Source organism: Rhizobium sp. 05N430 (assembly GCF_056396985.1).
Map to the genome: position 1 here is coordinate 176,988 of NZ_JBFTMO010000009.1, position 19,336 is coordinate 196,323.

Below are 19,336 nucleotides of genomic sequence, written 5' to 3' on the forward strand. Positions count from 1 at the left end.
ATTTTGCTTGAGCTGCGGCGAGGCTCACGCTTGCTCCTCCTTTCGACGCATGCAATCCTTTTCGGATGAGGAGACTTTTCATACTTTTACTGATGCTCTGTCCGGGCTTTGCCTATGGCAACCAGACCTTCTACCCGTCGAAATCCGGAAAGGCGGATGCGCGGGTGCTGACCGTCTATTCGTCACTCGACGAGCCTTTGGCCAAGCCGATGATCACAGGCTTCCAGGATGGCAATCCCGATGTGGCGATCCGCTATGAGGACATGCTGACGGGGGAGATCTACGATCGCATCGTGCGGGAGACCGATGCCGGCAAGAAGACTGCCGACTTTGCCTTCTCGTCCGCCATGGACCTGCAGGTAAAGCTGTCGAACGACGGCTATGCGCAGGTGAGCAACCTGCCGATGAGCGGGCAGTGGCCGAAATGGGCGAACTGGCGCAATACCGCCTATGCGCTGACCTTCGAGCCGGCCGTCTTCGTCTATCACAAGCCGAGTTTCGTACATGAGCCGGTGCCATCCTCGCGAGCCGAGTTCGTCGATTACCTGAAGCGCAAGGGAAACAGCGTCTATGGCCGGATCGGTACCTATGACATTGAGCGCTCCGGCGTCGGCTTCCTGTTCATGGCGCGCGACCAGGAACAGTTCGGTGATATATGGTCGGTGATCGGGGCGATGGGGGCGGCGGGCGTCAAGCTCTATTCCACAAGCTCGGCGATCCTGGAGCGCGTCGCTGACGGCCGCTTCGTGCTCGGGTACAATATCCTCGGCTCCTATGCGGCGGACTGGGCGGCGCGCCATCCCGATGTCGGCATCGTTTTGCCGAAGGACTATACGGTCGTCATGTCGCGCATCGGTCTTGTGCCGCAGGCCGCTGCCGATCCGGAACTTGGGCGGCAATATCTGTCCTTCTTCATGTCGAAGCAGGGGCAGACGATCATGGCGCGCGAACTGCAAATCCCGGCCGTCAGTCCAGAAGTTGCCGGCGACAATACCGCCAATACAATGCAGGAACTGCTTGGCGCCCAGCTGAAGCCGGTTCCCGTCAGTCCGGGATTGATGGTCTATCTCGATCAGGTGAAGCGGGCGCGGCTGATTGCGCATTGGAATGAGGTTCTGCGCCGGCAGTGAAGAATAGGGCGACCTTAGCGCGCAGCTCTTCGTTCTGTTCGGCGGCACCGTCATAGTCGAAGTGACCGGCATCGAGAACGAAGATCTCCTTGGATCCAGCCAAGGCATTGGCAACCGAGAACTGGCAGGGTGGCGCGACGGCGGGATCGAAACGCGCTGCGGCGACCAGCATTGGCACCTTGATGCGTGTTGCAGCCGTTGCCGCATCGAAGAAGCGCAGCGTTTCAAGCACACTGCCGTGCTTGCGCTGATATTGCTGCACGGAATCAGCGCTGCCAACCGTCGGCAACCGCAGCCAGAGCGGGCGATTCCCGAAGGTCGGAACGGCGAGAAAGCCACGATCGATCCGCGTGTCGAACGGGATCGCCAGGGCACCCAGCCCGCCGCCGAAACTGACACCTGAATAGCCGATGCGGCCTTCCAGCCAAGGATAGAGTTCGATCAACGCCGAGACGGCCAGCCAGATATCCTCGACGCAGCCGCCGATCACATAGCTGTCGCGGCTCTCGATGCCATGAAGCACATGGCCGCTGGCCTCTGAGGGAATTGGCGGGTGGGCGCTTCGCGACATGCCGCGGGCGCAGAAGAACAGGACGGCGGTCTCTTCCACAGGCACGTCGAATTCCGGCTGATCGCGTCCGCCGTAGCCATGGCCAACCACCAGGCCGCGCTTGATCGCGCTTCGCTTCGGCAGCAGCAGCCAGCCGCCGATCGCGACTCCGTCCGTCGATGCATAGGAGATATCGAGGACATTCCAGTCCGCATGCTGCAGCTCGCTGCGGGAGAGCGAGGGTTTGGGATCGGCGTTGATCGCCTTTGCGTATCGCGCATTCCAGAACGCATCGAAACCATCCGGCGCTGCCGGCGGACGGATCGATTCCAGCGCCGGCAAAGTGGCGCCATAGGTTGGGTCGAAATGAAACGGGTGCGCGCGCGGGATGGTCATGCGACATTCTTTTCCCGAAAGCGGCGGCGGCGCAAGCGTGGTTTCGTTGTGGCAGCGAGGCTTCTTTCCGCTGCCTCGACACTACTTGAGAGTATTCGAAATATGAAATGTTGATGCTGTTTCTGCAGAAGAAAATTTTACTCATGAAGTAAGAAAAACTTAGTTCATCTGAAATCATCCGAAAATGCTGTTCTTTACATCTCTTTTTACAAATTTCGTTGTTTTCATTGTCAAATTTTCTAGTCGGCATTTAGCGAAAATTAATCGAAAACCGGTGGTTATTCTCACTATGAAACGACAGGCGCGGCGTCGTCCCGAACGGCCGTGCGGGCGGCATGATGCTGCAAGCCAATTCTCACCACACTGCCAGGAGCTATGCATCGTGGATGCCCGGTTCCCCTTTTCAGAGGTTCTTTTCATGAAGCGTCCCAACGTCAAAGCATCGATGATCGGCATATTCTCGCTGATCGCCATCCTGTTTGCCCTGACGGGCTATATTTCGCTGCGCAGCCTGAGCACGTTCAACGAGAACGCCGACGATTTTGCGACCAGCTATCTGCCCGGCGTGTCCAAGGCAAACGACATCCAGCTCGCACGTTACTCGCTGCGTGGTTCATACGGCGATTACGTCATGGGCCGTACGGAAGGTGGTGCCGATGGCTTCGTGAAGAAGATCAAGACCAAGCAGGCGGCTCTCCTGAAAGCCGTCGCCGACTTCAAGGATCAGGTCAATACCGACGCCGAGCGTGAGGCCTTCACCTCGATCGACGATACGTCCTCGAAATATGTTGCGGCTGGCGACAATCTGATCGCTCTCGTTAAGGCCGGCGAAAAGCAGAAGGCAATCGATGCCTTCGACAAGGATCTCGGTCCGATCGCCGACGAACTGGCGGCAAGCGTCGACAAGGTGGTGAAGTCCAACCAGGCCCTGGCTGCCAGCGCCGCTGCCGAAAACCGTTCGGAGTTCAGCCGCACGCTTCTGCTGCTCAGCGTCATTCTCGGCGTCAGCGCGCTGCTCGTCTGCGGTGCAGCCTATTTCGGCATTGCCGGTATCGCCAATGCCATCGGCCGCATCACCGGCGCGATGCGTTCGCTTGCCAATGGCGACACGCATCTGACGATTGCTGATGCCCATCGCGGCGATGAGATCGGCGAGATGGCAAAGGCCGTCGAGATTTTCCGTCAGGCGGCGATCGAGAACATCAAGCTGCAGAGCGATGCGGAAGCAAGCCGCGTGCAGGCCGAGGCTGATCGCGCCCGTCTGACCCGCGAAGCCGAAGCCGCCGCACAGACACGCCTGGTCGAGGCAACGGCCGGTCTGGCTTCTGGCCTCAAGCGGCTGGCCGCCGGCGATCTGAGCTTCCAGCTCAACGACGCCTTCGCACCTGATTTCGAGCCGCTGCGTCAGGATCTGAACGATGCCGTCATGCAGCTCGGCAACACAATGAAGTCCATCGCTTCGTCGGCCGGTGCGATCGACACGGGCACCCGCGAAATCGGCAGCGGCGCCGACGATCTGTCGAAGCGCACCGAACAGCAGGCCGCCTCGCTCGAAGAAACCGCTGCGGCACTCGACGAGATCACGGTCAATGTCTCGAACTCCTCCAAGCGCGCTGACGAGGCCCGCCAGGTTGCTATCCAGGCGAATGAGAGTGCGGCACGATCCGGCCAGGTGGTTTCCAACGCCGTCAACGCCATGCAGAAGATCGAGCAGTCTTCAAACCAGATCTCCAGCATTATCGGCGTCATCGACGAGATTGCCTTCCAGACTAACCTTCTGGCTCTGAATGCCGGCGTCGAGGCGGCGCGTGCCGGTGAAGCCGGCAAGGGCTTTGCGGTCGTTGCACAGGAAGTCCGCGAGCTCGCCCAGCGCTCGGCGGAAGCTGCCAAGCAGATCAAGGACCTGATCCGCAATTCTTCGGTCGAAGTGCAGGGCGGCGTTCAGCTGGTTCGCGAAACCGGCGATGCGTTGAAGACGATTGAGAACCTGATCGTCTCGATGAACCAGCACATGGATGCGATCGCGACGTCCTCGCGTGAGCAGTCCACCGGACTGAGCGAAGTCAACAGCGCCGTCAACCAGATGGACCAGGTGACCCAGCAGAACGCCGCGATGGTCGAGGAAACCAATGCGGCCAGCGCGACACTCGCCACCGAAGCCGTCCGCCTTCGCGACCTGATCGCCAATTTCAAGCTGTCGGGCGAAAGCCATCATGCCTCGTCTTCGGACGTGGAAGCCCTGCGCCGCACCGCGTCTGCGATGGCTCGTAGTGCTCCGCGGGCACCGGCGCCGGTCTATCGCAGCCACGGCAACGCTGCCGTGCAACAGGAATGGTCTGAATTCTAAGCCGCAAAGGCAGATTTTCAGCACAGGATGACCTTACGGCCGGTCCGCGGAAATGCGGACCGGCCGCTTTCGTTTCCGGCGATGCCGAGCGAAATTGCGGCAAAAAAGTGTCATCAGCCTCTGGATGTGTGGCCGGTGTCAGCTAAATGACAGCTTCTTGTGGTGCGTTCGGACACTTCTTCTCCGTGGAGGCGGAGGAAGTTTCGGGAGGACTTGCCGTTCACGCGCGATCGATCGCTCGTTCGCCAGTGGCGTGTTCCCCGATCCCTGACAGCAATGACGCGGCATCTATCCGCGCTCAAGGAGGACACGTCTTGAAACATACATTTATTGCCACTCTCTTCGCAGCAGCCATCGCGCTGCCGGCCGCTGCGGCCGATTACACCATCATCGCTCCGGCAGCACCGGGCGGCGGCTGGGACCAGACGGCCCGTTCGCTGCAGACCGTGCTGCAGCAGGAAGGCATTTCCGGCAACGTCCAGGTACAGAACGTTCCGGGCGCTGGCGGCGCCATCGGCCTCGCGCAGTTTGCCAACCAGAGCGCCGGGAACCCGAACGCCCTGATCGTCGGCGGCTATGTCATGGTCGGCGCGCTACTGACCAACAAGTCGGCCGTGACCCTCAAGGACGTTACGCCGATCGCCCGTCTGACCGGCGAATACGAAGCCGTCGTCGTTCCTGCCTCGTCTGACATCAAGACACTTGCTGATCTCGTCACCAAGCTGAAGGCTGATCCCGGCGCTGTGTCCTGGGGCGGTGGTTCTGCCGGTGGTACCGACCACATCACGGCTGGCCTGATCGCCAAGGCATCGGGCGTCGATCCGACCAAGGTCAACTACGTTGCCTTCTCGGGTGGCGGCGAAGCGCTTGCTGCTATCCTCGGTGGCCAGGTCACCGCCGGTATTTCCAGCTACAGCGAATTCGAATCGCAGGTTAAGGCTGGCACGCTGCGCCTGCTCGCCGTCTCGAGCGATGCCCGCCTCGACGGCATCGATGCACCGACGCTGAAGGAAGCCGGTACCGATGTGACCATTCAGAACTGGCGCATGGTTGCCGCGGCTCCCGGTCTGACGGACGAAGAAGTCAAGGCGATTTCGGCTGACGTCGAAAAGCTGCATAAGTCTGCTGCCTGGCAGGAAGTGCTGAAGACCAAGGGTTGGGCAGACACCTACCTCTCGGGCGATGACTTCAAGGCTCAGCTCGACAAGGACGTCGCTTCGACCGAAAGCATCCTCAAAGATATCGGACTGGTAAAATGATTGAGGGCAACACCCCCTCGGCAACGAAGCGCCGCCCTGATTGGGCGGCGCTGGCTATTGCCGTCTTTCTTTTCGCCATTGCTGGCATCATGTTCTGGGATGCCTCTCATCTCAGCGCCATCGCACAGTATGACCGTATCGGCCCATCGACCGTGCCGGAATTCGTCGCCTTCGGCCTGGCGGCTCTCGGTCTCTGGACCGTTGCCGAAGCCTGGCGTGGTGAATTTCCCGAGCGCGAAAAGCAGGAAGTACCACCCGTTCTCTGGGTGATTGCCGGTCTTGCCTGTCAGATGATCTTCCTGCGTATCGCAGGGTTCTCGATCGCGACGGGCCTGCTCTTCGCCCTGACCGCGCGCGGTTTCGGCAAGCGCCAGCTGTGGATCTCGATCCCGGTCGGCATCGTCCTGAGTTTCATCGTATGGGTGATCTTCGCCAAGCTGCTGCAGCTGACGCTGCCTGCCGGCTGGCTTGAACATCTGTTCTTCTAAGGTGCAGCCCCCATGAGCACTTTCGAATTCCTTCTGCAGGGTCTGGCTGTCGCATTTCAGCCGATGAACCTGCTCTTCGCCTTCATCGGCGTCATGCTCGGCACCGCTGTCGGCGTTCTCCCGGGCATCGGCCCGGCGCTGACCGTCGCGCTGCTGCTTCCGGCCACCTACAAGCTCGATCCGGGCGGCTCGCTGATCATGTTTGCCGGCATCTATTACGGCGGCATGTATGGCGGCTCGACGACCTCGATCCTTCTTAACACGCCAGGCGAAAGCTCGTCGATCGTCACCGCGCTCGAGGGCAACAAGATGGCCCGCGCCGGACGCGGCGGTCCGGCACTTGCCACAGCTGCCATCGGCTCCTTCGTCGCCGGCCTGATCGCCACTCTCGGCCTCGCCTTCATCGCGCCCTACATCGTCAAGCTGGCGCTGGTCTTCGGTCCGCGCGAATATTTTGCGCTGATGATACTCGCCTTCGTCACCGTCTCGTCCGCCTTCGGAGACTCGGCGTTGCGCGGTCTGACGTCGCTGTTCATCGGCTTTGCGCTCGCCATGGTCGGCATCGACCAGCAGACCGGCCAGGCGCGTCTCTCCTTCGGCATCCCGGATCTTCTCGACGGCATCGAAGTGACGACGCTTGCTGTCGCCATGTTTGCCATCGGCGAAACGCTCTATATCGCCGCTCAGGGTGACAAGGTGGCCGACAAGGTCGAGGCCGTGAAGGGCTCGCTCTGGATGACGGCTGAAGATTGGAGCCGTTCCTGGAAGGCCTGGCTACGCGGAACCGTGATCGGCTTTCCGATCGGCGCGATGCCGGCCGGTGGTGCTGAAATCGGTACCTTCCTGTCCTACGCGACCGAAAAGCGCCTTTCCAAGAACCCGGAAGAGTTCGGAAAGGGTGCCATTGAGGGCGTTGCCGGTCCTGAGGCCGCCAACAATGCTTCGGCTGCCGGTACCCTCGTGCCACTGCTGACGCTCGGTCTGCCGACGTCTGCGACCGCCGCGATCATGCTCGCCGGTTTCCAGCAGTATGGTCTGCAGCCGGGTCCGCTGCTGTTTGCCACCAACCCGCAGCTCGTCTGGGGCCTGATCGCCAGCCTGTTGCTCGCCAATGCCATGCTGCTGGTTCTCAACCTGCCGCTAATCGGTCTCTGGGTGCGTCTGCTGACGATCCCCAAGCCGTGGCTCTATGCGGGCATCCTGCTGTTTGCCACGCTCGGAACGATCGGTGCGAATCCGTCGGTATTCGAGCTCGGCATGCTGTTGGCCTTCGGCATTCTCGGCTACGTCATGCGCCTGTTCGGCTATCCGATCGCGCCTGTCGTCGTCGGCCTGATCCTCGGGCCGCTTGCCGAGCAGCAGTTGCGCCGGGCCTTGGCGATCAGCCAGGGCGATCTGACGACCCTCGTCATGTCGCCGATCGCAGCCGGCCTGCTGCTTGTCGCTGCCGCGGCATTCATCATTCCGCTGATCCTTCGCTTGCGCGGACGGGGGCAGGTCCTTTCCCAGCTCGCCGCAAACGAAGACTAACAAAAAGACGGCATCCAACCCCTACCTGTGAGCCGGCCCGTGCAAACGGGCCGGTTTTTCCGTTTGATGAGACAGAAATGCGGAGCGTTGAAGAAATTCCCGCGCTCGTTGTTTCTACAATTAATAGATGAAAAGTGTTTTGTTGGGTTAATGCAGCTTTAATCCGTCGGTGCGTATCTAGAGACAATTGTATTGGATTTGACGCGGCACGGCTTCGTCTTCCCATATTGCTCAAATCGAATACTTGCGACTTTAAATTTTCAGGATACCGAGATGAAACGCCCCCGCATCAAAATGCTATTGTCAGCGATCTTCGCTGTTATCGCCCTCATGTTCGGATTGCTTGCCTGGATGTCGATCAGCGGCATGAGCACGCTGAATGGCCAGACCGAGGTGATCGCTTCCAACTGGATCCCGAAAATCGCGACCGGCAAGAGCATCGAGAGCGCTTTCTACCGTCTCGACAATGCCTATTCGACACATATTCTTGCAGGCACGCCTGAGGAGATGAAGGCAGCCGAGGCGCTGATCGCCGACCGTAACGACGCGCTAGCCAAGCAAATCGACAAATACCGGCCGCTGATCACCACCGCCAAGGGCGCGGAACTGATCAAGGCGATCGAAGGCGGCATTGCCGACTACAAGCAGGCCGCGCAGCAGATGGTGGCGCTTTCGGCAGCCGGCAAGGATGGCGAAGCGAAGGCACTGCTTTCGGGCGATATGCAGGCCAGGATGGCCAAGGCCGCCGGATACCTGAACGACCTGCTCGACTTCAATACCGCGAGCTCGGAAAAAATCCACCTGGAAGGCGCCAGCCTCTTCCAGTCGACACTGTTCATGACCTTCGCGCTGATCGCTGGATGCGCTGCCATTCTGATTGCGGCCGTCATCTTTGCGATTACCGGCATTGCCCGGCCGATCGAAGCCATCACGACGTCGATGAAGGTTCTCGCGGGTGGCAACGATGAGGCGGCCATCCCCTTCTCGGGACGTTCGGACGAAATCGGCGACATGGCGTCGGCCGTCGAAGTGTTCCGCACGAACGCGCTTGCCAACAAGCGCCTCGAACGCGAAGGCGAGCAACAGCGCCACCTGACGGAAGAGCAGCGTCTTCGCGCGGCCGAAAGCGATCGCGTGAAGGCCGAGCAGATGCGCCAGGCGACCTCCGGCCTCGGAAATGGTCTGAAGCATCTGGCGGCGGGCGATCTGTCGTTCCAGCTGGACCAGCCCTTCGCTCCGGATTTCGAAGCTCTTCGTCAGGACTTCAACACCTCGATCACGCAGCTTGCCGATGTGCTGCGTTCCGTATCCTCCAGCGCCTCGTCGATCGACAGCGGCAGCCGCGAGATCAGTCAGAGCGCCAATGACCTGTCTCAGCGCACGGAGCGTCAGGCTTCGTCGCTCGAAGAGACGGCGGCGGCTCTCGACGAGATCACCACCAACGTTGCCAATTCGTCCAAGCGTGTGGATGAGGCGAGGGCGGTTGCGGTTCAGGCAAATCAGAGCGCGTCCAAGTCCGGCGCCGTTGTGTCGGATGCGGTCCATGCGATGGAGCGGATCGAACAGTCTTCGAGCCAGATCTCCAACATCATCGGCGTCATCGACGATATCGCCTTCCAGACCAACCTTCTGGCCCTGAACGCTGGTGTCGAAGCGGCGCGTGCAGGCGAGGCCGGCAAGGGCTTTGCGGTTGTCGCGCAGGAAGTGCGTGAACTGGCGCAGCGCTCGGCGCAGGCCGCGCGCGAGATCAAGGCGCTGATCAGCGCGTCGACCGGCGAAGTCGAAGCAGGTGTACGTCTGGTTCGCGAAACGGGCAATGCGCTGACGGCGATCGGTGACTATGTCGTCACCATTAACCAGCACATGGAAGCGATCGCGACATCGACCCGCGAGCAGTCGCTCGGCCTCACGGAAGTGAATACCGCGGTCAACCAGATGGATCAGGTCACGCAGCAGAATGCAGCGATGGTCGAGGAAACGAGTGCGGCCGGTGCCACGCTGGCGCATGAAAGCGGCCGCCTTCGCGATCTGATCGCCCGCTTCAAGCTTGGGCAATCAGGCGTCCAGCAAGGCTATATGCCTGGGCGCGCCCGCGCCGCCTGACGCGCTCATAAGACAGCTTAAAGATGAAGCGAGCCCGGCCTCACAAGGCCGGGCTTTTGCGTTTTGCCCTCTGTTCAGGCATTTTTGCATGGCAGCGCTGAATTTCCGCGACTTGTGGTAGATGCTGCGCTGCATCATATGTAAGCAGTCAATAATGAAGCTAAAGCGAGAAAGACAATGTCTTACGTGAAGTCCATTCGTGAAGGTTTCCTCGGCCGTGCCTTCGCCGTTATCGGTGCCGCAAATGCAGTCAGCGCCGCAGTCGATGCAGGCCGCCGTCCGCAGGGCCGCCACCTGAAGGTGCTCGGTATCGATGCCGATGTGTTCGATCACATCCGCCGCTAACAGCCGCTGAAACCAACGCATGAAAATAGCCCGCAACCGGTTGGTCGCGGGCTTTATTTTTGTCTTGATGACTGCGGCTTGCCCCGCCGCAGTCCTGTTTACTAGGCCTCGACGCGTTCCGCGCCATGGCTGTGGGCCGGTGCCTCCAAGGCCTCGCGCCGGTTATGGCGGATCGAGGACCAGAGCGAGATGCCGATCAGCGTGGCGCCGCCAAGGCCGGTAATGACCTCAGGGATGTGATATAGCGTCTGCACGTACATGATCACCGCCAGGATCAGGATCGCGTAGAACGCGCCGTGTTCCAGATAGCGGTATTCCGTTAGCGTTCCCTTTTCGACGAGCATGATCGTCATCGAGCGCACATACATAGCGCCGATGCCGAGGCCGATCGCGATAATGAAAAGGTTCTGCGTCAACGCGAAAGCGCCGATGACGCCGTCGAACGAGAAGCTTGCATCCAGCACTTCCAGATAGATGAAGGCGCCGAGGCCGCCGCGTGCCGCCTCGCTCATCGCCCGCTGCGAGGCATCCAGCAGGCCGCCGATGACTTCGACAGCCAGGAACGTCACGAGGCCGTAGATGGCGCTATAGACGAAGGTGGTGGCTTCCTCGCCTTCCAGAAGCGACGAGAAGAGCAGGATGAGCAGGAGAACGACGGCGATCTCGATGCCCTTGATCGCCGCGCCGCGCGACATCATCCGCTCCAGTGAGCCGAGCCAGTGCACGTCCTTCTCATTGTTGAAGAAGTAGGAGAGGCCGACCATCATCAGGAAGGTGCCGCCGAAGGCTGCGATCGGCAGGTGGGCGTCATTCATGATGCGGGCATATTCGGCCGGTTCGCGAGCCGCGAGGATGATCGCGTCGATCGGGCCGATACCGGCTGCGATGACGACGATTGCCAGCGGGAAGACGATGCGCATGCCGAAGACGGCGATGATGATGCCCCAGGTCAGGAAGCGGTGCTGCCAGACCGGCGTCATCTCTTTCAGCTTGTTGGCATTGACGATGGCGTTGTCGAAAGAAAGCGAAATCTCCAGCACGGCAAGCACCGCGCAGATGAAGAAGACGGTCGCCATACCGCCGATCGTGCCCGTCGATTGCCAGCCGAGAATGGCGCCGAGTGCCAGGCCGATGGCAGTGACGATGAAGGACCAGCGGAAATATCCGAGGGTCGAAGTTTGACTGGGAGACTGGTTCATGGCCGCACCTCTTTGGCGCGGACATCGTTTTTGAACGTGGGTGTGGTGGAAGAACGCGGCATGCCAGAACGGGCATGCGCGAAAGGCATGGGGAGCTTTTTCATCGATTGAAAATCCGCCGGCTCTTTGCAGGCGGTACCGACATCACGAGAGCGCCGTAAAAACTCTCGCCAGAGGGGCCCGGCACCAGTGTTTATCCGTCGCCGATGTTTCCGCATGGGGGGCAACCACGCACATCTCTGCGACGACGGACAAACGCTTAGGTAATCAACTTGTGCAGGCAGTCAAGAGGGGCCGGATGATTGCAGCCTGACTTTCTTTGGAACCATCCCCAGGCTCGCCCGTTTGGATGAGGTTGAGCGATCAGGATGATCGCGGGCGCGATCAAAAAGGAGGCCGATGATGCAGACTTCGACCCACTCCCCCGACAAGCGAACCGAGGCTGCCGACCGCATGAAGCGGGCGAAGCCCAACCGGATGCAAAAGGCGCAGGTGCTGCCGCCGCATCAGGTCGATCTGACGCTGCCGCAGTCCCCGAGGCATGACGTTCATGTGCCCGCCCATATGAGCGGCAGCGATCTGTCGCGCGGCGGTCCTGAGATCGCAGCCGACGCCGCAAAGGCCAAAGACAAATAGGCCGGGCTACCGGAATTTGCGACTTCGCGAACAGCTTTCAAGAACGACAGGTGAGACACGAATGAAGACAAATCTTGTGCCGCAGGACATTTCGCTCAAGCACGAAGAAGAATGGCAGGCAGTCCGCATAGCCTCGGAGAAGGACGGCAAGAGTGAATCCAAGAGCTGGAACGCAGCATTTGCAGGGTCGAAACCCTCGCGTTCCGAATCCGTAAACGCGCGATAATTCATGGAAGACGATCAGACGCCCGGTATTGCCGGGCGTTTTTGCGTTCTTATTGCTCGCCGTTGCTCTTTGAACCCTGATCACTTCCAAGTTTCTTTTCGATCTTCCCGAAGGCGTAGAGCACACAGACGGCGGCAACCGTCGCAAAGACCGCGATCGGCCAATAGCCGAAACCGGTCGCAAGGCCGATTCCGCCCGAAAGCCACATGCCGGCACCCGTCGTCAGGCCTTTGACCCGGCCGCGGGAGAATACGATCATCCCGGCAGCCAGGAAGGCAACACCCGCCGTTACCGCCTCGATGACGCGTAACGGGTCGATGCGAACCTGCGGATCATCGGTAAAGCCCGGCATGTGCACAGCCTCGATCGAGATGATCGCGAAGAGGGCGGCCGCAAGGCTGACGAGAATATGCGTTCGAAAGCCGGCCGGGTGATCGCGTGCTTCGCGTTCGAAGCCGATCAGGCCGCCGAGGAGGATGGCACCGAAAAGGCGGGCGAAGATGACGGGGTAGTGGATGCGGGATTCCGGAAACATATCGGCGAGGACGAGGTCCATGGAAGCGGTTCTCCAGCGGTGAATTCGCTGACTAACGCAACCGCCGCCGCTTTGTTCGCGTCAGAAGCCGATCGTTTCTTCGTATTTGTCCCAGGAGCTGTACATCGCGTAGCGGCTGAGGCCCTTGATGGCGAAGTTTCCGTAGTAGGGGCTGAGCTGGAACTCAGCGGCAGATTCGCTCATCTTCTTGACCGCGCCGACATAGATCGCTGAGGCAAGGCCTGTGCGGTTGGCGCCGTGTTCGCAGTGAATAAGAAGCGGCTTGGGCGCGTCTGCCATGATCTTGGCGAGCTTCTGCGCCTCCTCGATCGGCAGTTCTTTGGATGACGACATCGGAAAATCGATCAGCGTGATGCCGCTGTCTGCGGCGGCTGCCGATTCATCGCGGTACCAGCCGGTGCGCTTTTCGTTGCGAAGATTGAGGATCGTACGGATGTGATAGCGCGACGCGTATGCCTGGATGTCTTCGCCGCTTGGCTGCGCCGACCGGTAAAGCTCGCCTGCAATGACCTCGTGAAAATTGCCGGTTGCCTGTCCGAGCGCCGCATGGGCACCGATCAAGGCTGCCAATCCGAGTGCCACAGAAGCTGGCCAAGCGATAAAACGAAAATAACGCATACTTACACCGATCGATCTGGCGTCCGTCCAACCACCCAAATGGGGGCTCGATGTGACCGGCGCCACCCTATCCGGAAAAAATGTGTAGTGGAAGCCACGGGCTCCCGGCGCCAACCTTTCGGAAAGGATTGCCGTCCAATAATCCGGGCCTCACGGGATTCGGATCTATGGCGAAGACAGCGACGCGCGGCCGCAGCCGCAAACCATCGGGACGGGGCAGGGGCGCGAGCCGCGGCGGCGGCATCATGCCATGGGCGATGATCGGTCTTCTCGCCGTCGGCGGTATTGCCACCTACGACAATTGGAAGACAGTCAAGCCGATGCTGGCAAAGGCTCCTGACGCTTCGATGATCACTGCCGCGATCCGCCCGGACGCACCGAAGGCGCCTGCCGCAAGGCCAGAGCCGAAGCAGATGGCGGTGACGACGGTGCAGCCGCAGCGTCCCTTGCCACCGGCAACCATTCCGGTGCCGGCGGCTCAGCCAGTCAAGGCATCGCCCGCAGACGTGCTGAGCGGCAGCGCCACCTTCGGCTATTGTGGGCAGGGCGAACACGTCAATTGCGTCGGCGACGGCGGCGTCTTCTGGTACAAGGGCGAGAAGATCGTCGTTGCCGATGCCGTTCTTCCGGATGTTTCGGCGGCGCGCTGCGAAAACGAGCGGCGCCTCGGCTTTGCTGCCAAATCGCGGCTTTTCAAGCTTTTGAACGCTGGGCCGTTCGCCATGAACGCGGCCGGCAAGGGCGCCAATGGCGGCGCTCCAAGGGTCATCTCACGGGACGGACGTTCCTTCGGCGCCCAGCTGACCACCGAGGGGCTGGCGCGCAAGCCAGGCGCAAACGGCGCCTGGTGCGCCTGATCTGATCACTTCTGCTTGGCGGGCTTTGGCTGCGGCGTTGCGGGTGCCGCGGCAGGTGCCGGCTGCACGGGTGTCTTGCCGTTGGTCTGGAAGGTCGCAGCGAAGGTGCTGTCCTTGCTCTCGGCCGTGCATTCGATGGCAACCGGCTTGCCGCCATAGGGATTGCCGAAGGTGCAGCTGCCTGCAACCTTGACCTCACCCGTCATCTTCTGGCCGACGCCCGTCGTCACCATGGTCAGAGGGATCCGTGCATTTCCGTTGGAGGCCGGCTTGATCGCCTTGCCGTCGCCCTGGAAGCCCAGCATCTTGCCCTGCGCCGTGAAGATGAAGGTGACATCGCCATTCGGCAGCGCCACGGCGGCCAGCTCGTTCTTGCACGGCTTGGATACATCGAGCTTGCCGACGACGAGCTTGGAGCATCGTCCGGCAAGGGTCGTCACACCGGCGCTTGGGAAGTTCTGGGTTTGGGCATAGGCTGAAGAAGAAAGGGTCGCTGCAGACAGTGCTGCTGCGGCAATAATCAGTCGTCTCATGAGTTCAGGGGTCCTGTCATGCTGCTGGTCAGACTTTGTGACTGGCATGGTTGTGTGTCGGAATTTTGCCGCGCGCAACCCTGAAGCGCCCCAAAAAGTGAAACGGGCCGCTACAGGGGATCGCGGCCCGTTCCAGGAAGCGGGGGCGCCTTGGCGGCAGCCGCCCTCTTTATCTTCTCAGTGCCGCCGGTTGGCGTCTTCCATCGACCAGCCGAAACGCCACGCCTCATAACGCGCATACCAGACTTCAAGGGCCGCAGCGTCCCAAATGGGCATGAATTCCGGGTGTGACATAGGGTTGTCGCTCAGCCTGTAGCCCAGGATGCGGTCACGAATGCCTCGCTCCTGCATGTTCAGCAGCTCTTCGATTTCCATATGCGCGCCCTCAACCGCCGGCCCCTCAGCCGACAGGGTTAAGGAAACATTTCCATTTGCTAATGTCCAGAAATGCCAGCGTCATCCCCATTATTCACAGGATTAATCAGGACGGTCTCTTGACGCGAAATGCGCACGCGCGAGCGGATCAGTGCTACTTCTGGCAGCTATTTCATTCCTGAATTTAACCCTAACGCGACAATCGAATGGATACACGCGCGTACCGCAATTATAAATCCGACAGTGCTTATATGAGGGGTTTCGATGCGCGGTATATTTGCGAAAGCCGTCCGGCTTATCTTGCACCCGGTTTGCCTGCTGATGGCGGCCGCGCTCTTCTTCGCATTGGTCCGCTATCTCGACACGCGCTGGCGCTTCATGCCTTATACGTTTTCAATCACGCTCGTCATTGCTGCGGCCCTGTTTCTGGTCTCGCGGCGATATGCATTCTCGCTCTATGCGGCGGGTTCGGTTGTTGTGCTGATCGCGCTGGCTTCGCTGGTCAAATACGACCTCAAAGGTTTTGCGCTTCACTACTATGATCTGATCTTCACCGGCGCCGACAAATCCGCGGTGAGTTTCCTCGCGTCAAACTACACGGGCATTCTGATCCCGGCGATCTGCATCCTTCTCGCGGTCATCGCATGCCTTGCCCTGATCTTTGCTTTCGACAGTCCTCTGCGGCTGAAGGTCAGGTGGCGCGCGGCTGGCCTGGCGGCGGTTCTGCCCTTGACCTATCTGACCTTCCCGCCTGCGGTCGCCGATCAGCCAGCCTACCTGCCCTACATTTCCGGCTACAACGCATCGTCTTTTTTCATCTCGCTCGCTGACATCCGCTATCCATTCGGCAGGATTGAGCTATCCAATCACGTCGAAGCAGCCGAGATGCGGGCGATGGATGCCTCTGTGGATTGCGGCACGAAGCGCCCCGACGTCGTTCTGGTGCTCAGCGAAAGCCAGACGGACCTCGCGAACTTTCCGCAAATCAACGCCCCGGCAGAAACGCTGGCGTCGTTCCGCTCGCAGGACGGCGTTGTTCGTCCGCTTTATGTCGAGACCTATGGCGGTGGCACCTGGGTTACCAACTTTGCTGTGATGACCGGGCTGTCGGCGACGGATTTCGGCTGGCAGTCATCCTATGTGACGCAGCTGATGGTCGACAAGATCAAGGGCAGCTTTCCGGAGACGCTCGCCAAATGCGGCTACCGCACCGTGACCGTCATGCCGATGGAATACAACTTCGTCAACGAAGGACCCTTCCTGACGTCGATCGGCTTCCAGGACATTTATGACATGAAGGCGATCGGCACCAAAGCTGAAGCGGAGGATGACCGGCCGTATTTCGATTTTGCCCGGAAGATCATCGCCGAGGAGCGCGCGAAGGACGACCGGCCGCTGCTGATCGCGATTCAGACGATGATGACGCATGGTCCCTACGACAAGCCGATCGTGCCGTCTTCCCTGGTCGCCGAGGCGAAGTATTCCGACGATGCCAAGGCTAACGAATATGTTCGGCGCGTCATTGCCGCCCGCAGGGAAGTCGCATCGTTCATCGATAGCCTGCGCGTCTCCCCGGGCAGCCGCGGCACTGTTGTGATGGAATATGGCGATCACCAATCCGAAGCGACCCGCCCTTTCGTCGAAGAATCACTTGCGGGTGAGCCCATGCTCTCCGACTTCCGCTCGATCGCCTACCGCACCTTCGTCAGCATTCACGGCTTCGGCACGCCCGTTGATATGGCGCCGTTCGCGCGGCCGCTCGATATCGGCTTTTTGTCGTCAGCGCTTGCAGAAGCAGCGCAATTGCCGTCGTCGCCATTGATCCGGGACCTGCAATCGCTGCGTAAGACATGTGGCGGGCGGTATCATACCTGCCCGGAAAGAAGCCTTGTCGATGCCCATCTCAGCATGCGGGCGAACGCCGGAATGCTGGTTTTGCGGTGAGTTTTCTTCATCTCTAATGTTGTAAAAATATCGTTAAAATTGCCCATAACAAGTTTTTGTTCATCTGCCGTTCAGAAAACTGTTTGGGAAAAGCACAGAGTGGCGCACACTCCTCCTTGTGAATAAGGAGATAGTGCATGATTCGATTGACCGCGGCTCTGACGCTGTTCTCAGTCTATGCGTTTACGATGTTCTTCATCGCATCCATTCCTGAGACCCCGTACTTGCAAACCGCAGCAACGACGATAACCGAAGACGCATCGCTTACGAAGTGAGTTGGGCGTAAAGGGCAGGCTTGGGGGCAAGCCTTTATGCAGGGTGGTGGCGTAAATGATACGCTGCCCTGCGGGGTGGGTTTTTATTGTGCTGGCATCGGGCACAATTCTTCAGTGTCGCTGGTGGCACTGCAAACGCGTCTTGGGCGGGCCTTCACAAACAGCGCGATAGACTTCCGCGGATAGTTGAAATGGCTGTTATTCAAGTCATTTGCTGCTTCGCGGGTAAGCGCGGTGCGTTTTTCTCCGAGATCATCAGCAATCCACGCAGAATAAGGTCTTGCCTGGTTTTGATTCGTAGCTGCTGCCGGCAGCGATCTGTCTGTTCTGGGACCGCGCCGTGAATAAAGGGTGATTTTCCGCTTTCTTGTATCTCGAAACGACACATAACTTAACGGCAATAATGGTACATTAACTTATAATTAGTGCTTCCAGCATAATTCTTCCCTCGGTCAATGACGAATCCCTTCGTCTAGGCTCAACGATGTTCGGGTTTGGTCCTGTCGAATGTCGAGGTTTAGGAAACGGTTGCTTTAAGCACCGTGCGCATGATGCCTTGTCCTAAACATTAGCTCCCTCGAGCGATGTCTTCCGAAATATTTTGTCTATGCGTCTCGGCCATGCAGTGTGCACGGCGCGAACCCTCCGGCTATGGCTTGGAGCGCGCCAGCTTTTGCTACCGGGATGCGAGACGAAAGACACCGTCACCGCTAACGCCAGTGCAAGGGAAATTTCATGACCTCGATCGTTTCCTCTCTTTCTAATACCCAGATCAAAGCTCTGTCTGCAAAGACCATCAAGGCGTTCTCGGCTGAGGATGTCGCAACGCTTTCCGCAGATCAGCTCAAGATTTTCAACAAAGACCAGATATCTGCCCTCGAGGCCGAAGATATCGAAGCGCTCGATTCCACACAGCTCGGCGCGATTTCGACGACCGCTATCGCAGGCCTGAAGCCGGAACTGCTTGCTGCACTCGATGCCACGAAGATCGGTGCTCTCGGAAACGCCCAGATCGCGGCGTTCAGCGCCACGCAGATTGCTGCTCTTACCCCGGATCAGATCGAAGGCCTTACAGCCGACCAGATCAAGGGCCTGAACGCGACGCAGATCGGCTCGATCAGCGCTGACGACATCAAAAAGTTTTCGGCTGACGAAGTCGGCGCCATCGGCGTAAAGGCAATCGGCGGCCTGAAGAACGAAGCAATCGCCGTGCTCAGCGATGACCAGATCGGCAAGCTCAGCGCCGACCAGCTCAAGCAGGTCACGACCAAGCAGATCACCGCCTTCACGTCTGGCCAGCTTGCCAAATTCACCGATGATCAGATCGGCGCATTGTCGGCAGCCCAGGTCGGCTCGCTCACCAACGACCAGATTGGTGGCCTGACCGCCGGTCAGATCGGCAAGCTCAGCAACGCCGCTGTCGCTGGTCTCAAGGCAAGCCAGATCACAGCGATGACCGCCGATCAGGTTGCCGGTATCACTGCAGGCCAGAGCGCTCTGCTGAGCGCCGCGCAGGTTGCGGGCTTCAGCGCCACGAACATCACCAAGCTGACCGACGATGCAGTTGCTGGTCTGGCCGCCAAGGCAATCCCTGGTCTGAAGAACGAAGCGATCGCTGTCCTCAGCGAAAGCCAGGTCGGCAAGCTCAGCACCGACCAGCTCAAGCAGGTCACGACCAAGCAGATCACCGCCTTCACGTCTGGCCAGCTTGCCAAGTTCACCGACGATCAGATCGGCGCATTGTCGGCTGCCCAGGTCGGCGCGCTCACCAACGACCAGATCGGCGGCCTGACCGCCGGTCAGATCGGCAAGCTCAGCAGTGCTGCTGTTGCTGGTCTGAAGGCAAGCCAGATCACGGCGATGACCGCCGATCAGGTTGCCGGTATCACCGCAGGCCAGAGCGCTCTGCTGACGGCTGCGCAGGTTGCGGGCTTTAGCGCCACGAACGTGACGAAGCTGACCGACGATG

17 protein-coding genes and 1 pseudogene are annotated in these 19,336 nt (G+C 59.8%); 12 read left to right on the forward strand and 6 right to left on the reverse strand.

The genetic code is table 11. The features are described 5' to 3' along the window. Positions 1-65: 65 nt before the first annotated feature. Complete coding sequence (locus AC1DJO_RS19490; RefSeq protein ID WP_112385558.1) at positions 66-1,130, forward strand: ABC transporter substrate-binding protein; 1,065 nt, start codon at positions 66-68, stop codon at positions 1,128-1,130. On the opposite strand, the gene AC1DJO_RS19495 is transcribed toward AC1DJO_RS19490, so the two are convergent. Continuing rightward, positions 1,045-2,076: an acetylxylan esterase gene (locus AC1DJO_RS19495; RefSeq protein WP_112385557.1), complete on the reverse strand. Its 1,032-nt coding sequence runs from the start codon at positions 2,074-2,076 to the stop codon at positions 1,045-1,047. The genes AC1DJO_RS19490 and AC1DJO_RS19495 overlap by 86 nt on opposite strands. A 418-nt stretch (positions 2,077-2,494) precedes the next feature. Here AC1DJO_RS19495 and AC1DJO_RS19500 point away from each other — a divergent pair, with 418 nt between their 5' ends. The 6 genes from AC1DJO_RS19500 to AC1DJO_RS19525 all read left to right on the forward strand — a co-directional run bounded on the left by AC1DJO_RS19500 (position 2,495) and on the right by AC1DJO_RS19525 (position 10,148). Continuing rightward, positions 2,495-4,423, forward strand: coding sequence for a methyl-accepting chemotaxis protein (locus tag AC1DJO_RS19500; protein WP_477972539.1), 1,929 nt, complete (start codon positions 2,495-2,497; stop codon positions 4,421-4,423). 314 nt (positions 4,424-4,737) lie between these two features. After that, positions 4,738-5,682, forward strand: a complete 945-nt coding sequence (locus tag AC1DJO_RS19505; protein ID WP_112385556.1) for a Bug family tripartite tricarboxylate transporter substrate binding protein — start codon at positions 4,738-4,740, stop codon at positions 5,680-5,682. Then, positions 5,679-6,170: a tripartite tricarboxylate transporter TctB family protein gene (locus AC1DJO_RS19510; protein ID WP_112516788.1), complete on the forward strand. Its 492-nt coding sequence runs from the start codon at positions 5,679-5,681 to the stop codon at positions 6,168-6,170. The genes AC1DJO_RS19505 and AC1DJO_RS19510 overlap by 4 nt, the downstream gene beginning before the upstream one ends. A gap of 12 nt (positions 6,171-6,182) precedes the next feature. Beyond that, a complete protein-coding gene (locus AC1DJO_RS19515; protein WP_112516787.1) occupies positions 6,183-7,700 on the forward strand; it encodes a tripartite tricarboxylate transporter permease in 1,518 nt (505 codons plus the stop codon). A gap of 273 nt (positions 7,701-7,973) precedes the next feature. Then, positions 7,974-9,803 carry a methyl-accepting chemotaxis protein gene (locus AC1DJO_RS19520; protein ID WP_477972541.1) on the forward strand — a complete coding sequence of 610 codons (1,830 nt, stop codon included), beginning with the start codon at positions 7,974-7,976 and terminating at the stop codon, positions 9,801-9,803. Between the two features lie 177 nt (positions 9,804-9,980). Continuing rightward, complete coding sequence (locus AC1DJO_RS19525; RefSeq protein WP_310297006.1) at positions 9,981-10,148, forward strand: hypothetical protein; 168 nt, start codon at positions 9,981-9,983, stop codon at positions 10,146-10,148. Between the two features lie 101 nt (positions 10,149-10,249). On the opposite strand, the gene AC1DJO_RS19530 is transcribed toward AC1DJO_RS19525, so the two are convergent. Next, the gene (locus AC1DJO_RS19530; protein ID WP_477940683.1) at positions 10,250-11,347 is read right to left on the reverse strand and encodes a DUF475 domain-containing protein; all 1,098 of its coding nucleotides are present in this window, start codon (positions 11,345-11,347) and stop codon (positions 10,250-10,252) included. A gap of 399 nt (positions 11,348-11,746) precedes the next feature. On the opposite strand from AC1DJO_RS19530, the gene AC1DJO_RS19535 reads away from it, so the two are divergent. Next, on the forward strand, positions 11,747-11,983 hold the full coding sequence (locus tag AC1DJO_RS19535) for a hypothetical protein (protein WP_310297013.1): 237 nt from the start codon (positions 11,747-11,749) through the stop codon (positions 11,981-11,983). 275 nt (positions 11,984-12,258) lie between these two features. Here AC1DJO_RS19535 and AC1DJO_RS19540 read toward each other — a convergent pair whose 3' ends face one another. Together AC1DJO_RS19540 and AC1DJO_RS19545 are read right to left on the reverse strand one after the other, a co-directional pair. After that, a complete protein-coding gene (locus AC1DJO_RS19540; protein WP_112385550.1) occupies positions 12,259-12,765 on the reverse strand; it encodes an MgtC/SapB family protein in 507 nt (168 codons plus the stop codon). Positions 12,766-12,825: 60 nt separating this feature from the next. Continuing rightward, positions 12,826-13,383 carry a fused DSP-PTPase phosphatase/NAD kinase-like protein gene (locus AC1DJO_RS19545; protein WP_477950268.1) on the reverse strand — a complete coding sequence of 186 codons (558 nt, stop codon included), beginning with the start codon at positions 13,381-13,383 and terminating at the stop codon, positions 12,826-12,828. A 167-nt stretch (positions 13,384-13,550) separates the two neighbouring features. On the opposite strand from AC1DJO_RS19545, the gene AC1DJO_RS19550 reads away from it, so the two are divergent. Then, positions 13,551-14,240, forward strand: coding sequence for a hypothetical protein (locus AC1DJO_RS19550; RefSeq protein ID WP_477972543.1), 690 nt, complete (start codon positions 13,551-13,553; stop codon positions 14,238-14,240). Positions 14,241-14,245: 5 nt separating this feature from the next. On the opposite strand, the gene AC1DJO_RS19555 is transcribed toward AC1DJO_RS19550, so the two are convergent. Together AC1DJO_RS19555 and AC1DJO_RS19560 are read right to left on the reverse strand one after the other, a co-directional pair. After that, positions 14,246-14,773: a hypothetical protein gene (locus AC1DJO_RS19555; RefSeq protein WP_112385547.1), complete on the reverse strand. Its 528-nt coding sequence runs from the start codon at positions 14,771-14,773 to the stop codon at positions 14,246-14,248. Between the two features lie 177 nt (positions 14,774-14,950). After that, positions 14,951-15,148 carry a CrpP-related protein gene (locus AC1DJO_RS19560; protein ID WP_112385546.1) on the reverse strand — a complete coding sequence of 66 codons (198 nt, stop codon included), beginning with the start codon at positions 15,146-15,148 and terminating at the stop codon, positions 14,951-14,953. Positions 15,149-15,412: 264 nt separating this feature from the next. Between AC1DJO_RS19560 and AC1DJO_RS19565 the strand changes: the two genes are divergently transcribed. The 3 genes and pseudogenes from AC1DJO_RS19565 to AC1DJO_RS19575 form a co-directional block, all read left to right on the forward strand. Further along, entirely contained in the window at positions 15,413-17,092 is a 1,680-nt protein-coding gene (locus AC1DJO_RS19565) for a sulfatase-like hydrolase/transferase (protein ID WP_477972545.1), read from the forward strand. A 137-nt stretch (positions 17,093-17,229) separates the two neighbouring features. Next, entirely contained in the window at positions 17,230-17,367 is a 138-nt protein-coding gene (locus tag AC1DJO_RS19570; RefSeq protein WP_199628999.1) for a hypothetical protein, read from the forward strand. A gap of 735 nt (positions 17,368-18,102) precedes the next feature. After that, positions 18,103-19,336, forward strand: a pseudogene (locus AC1DJO_RS19575) (hypothetical protein); the annotation flags it as partial.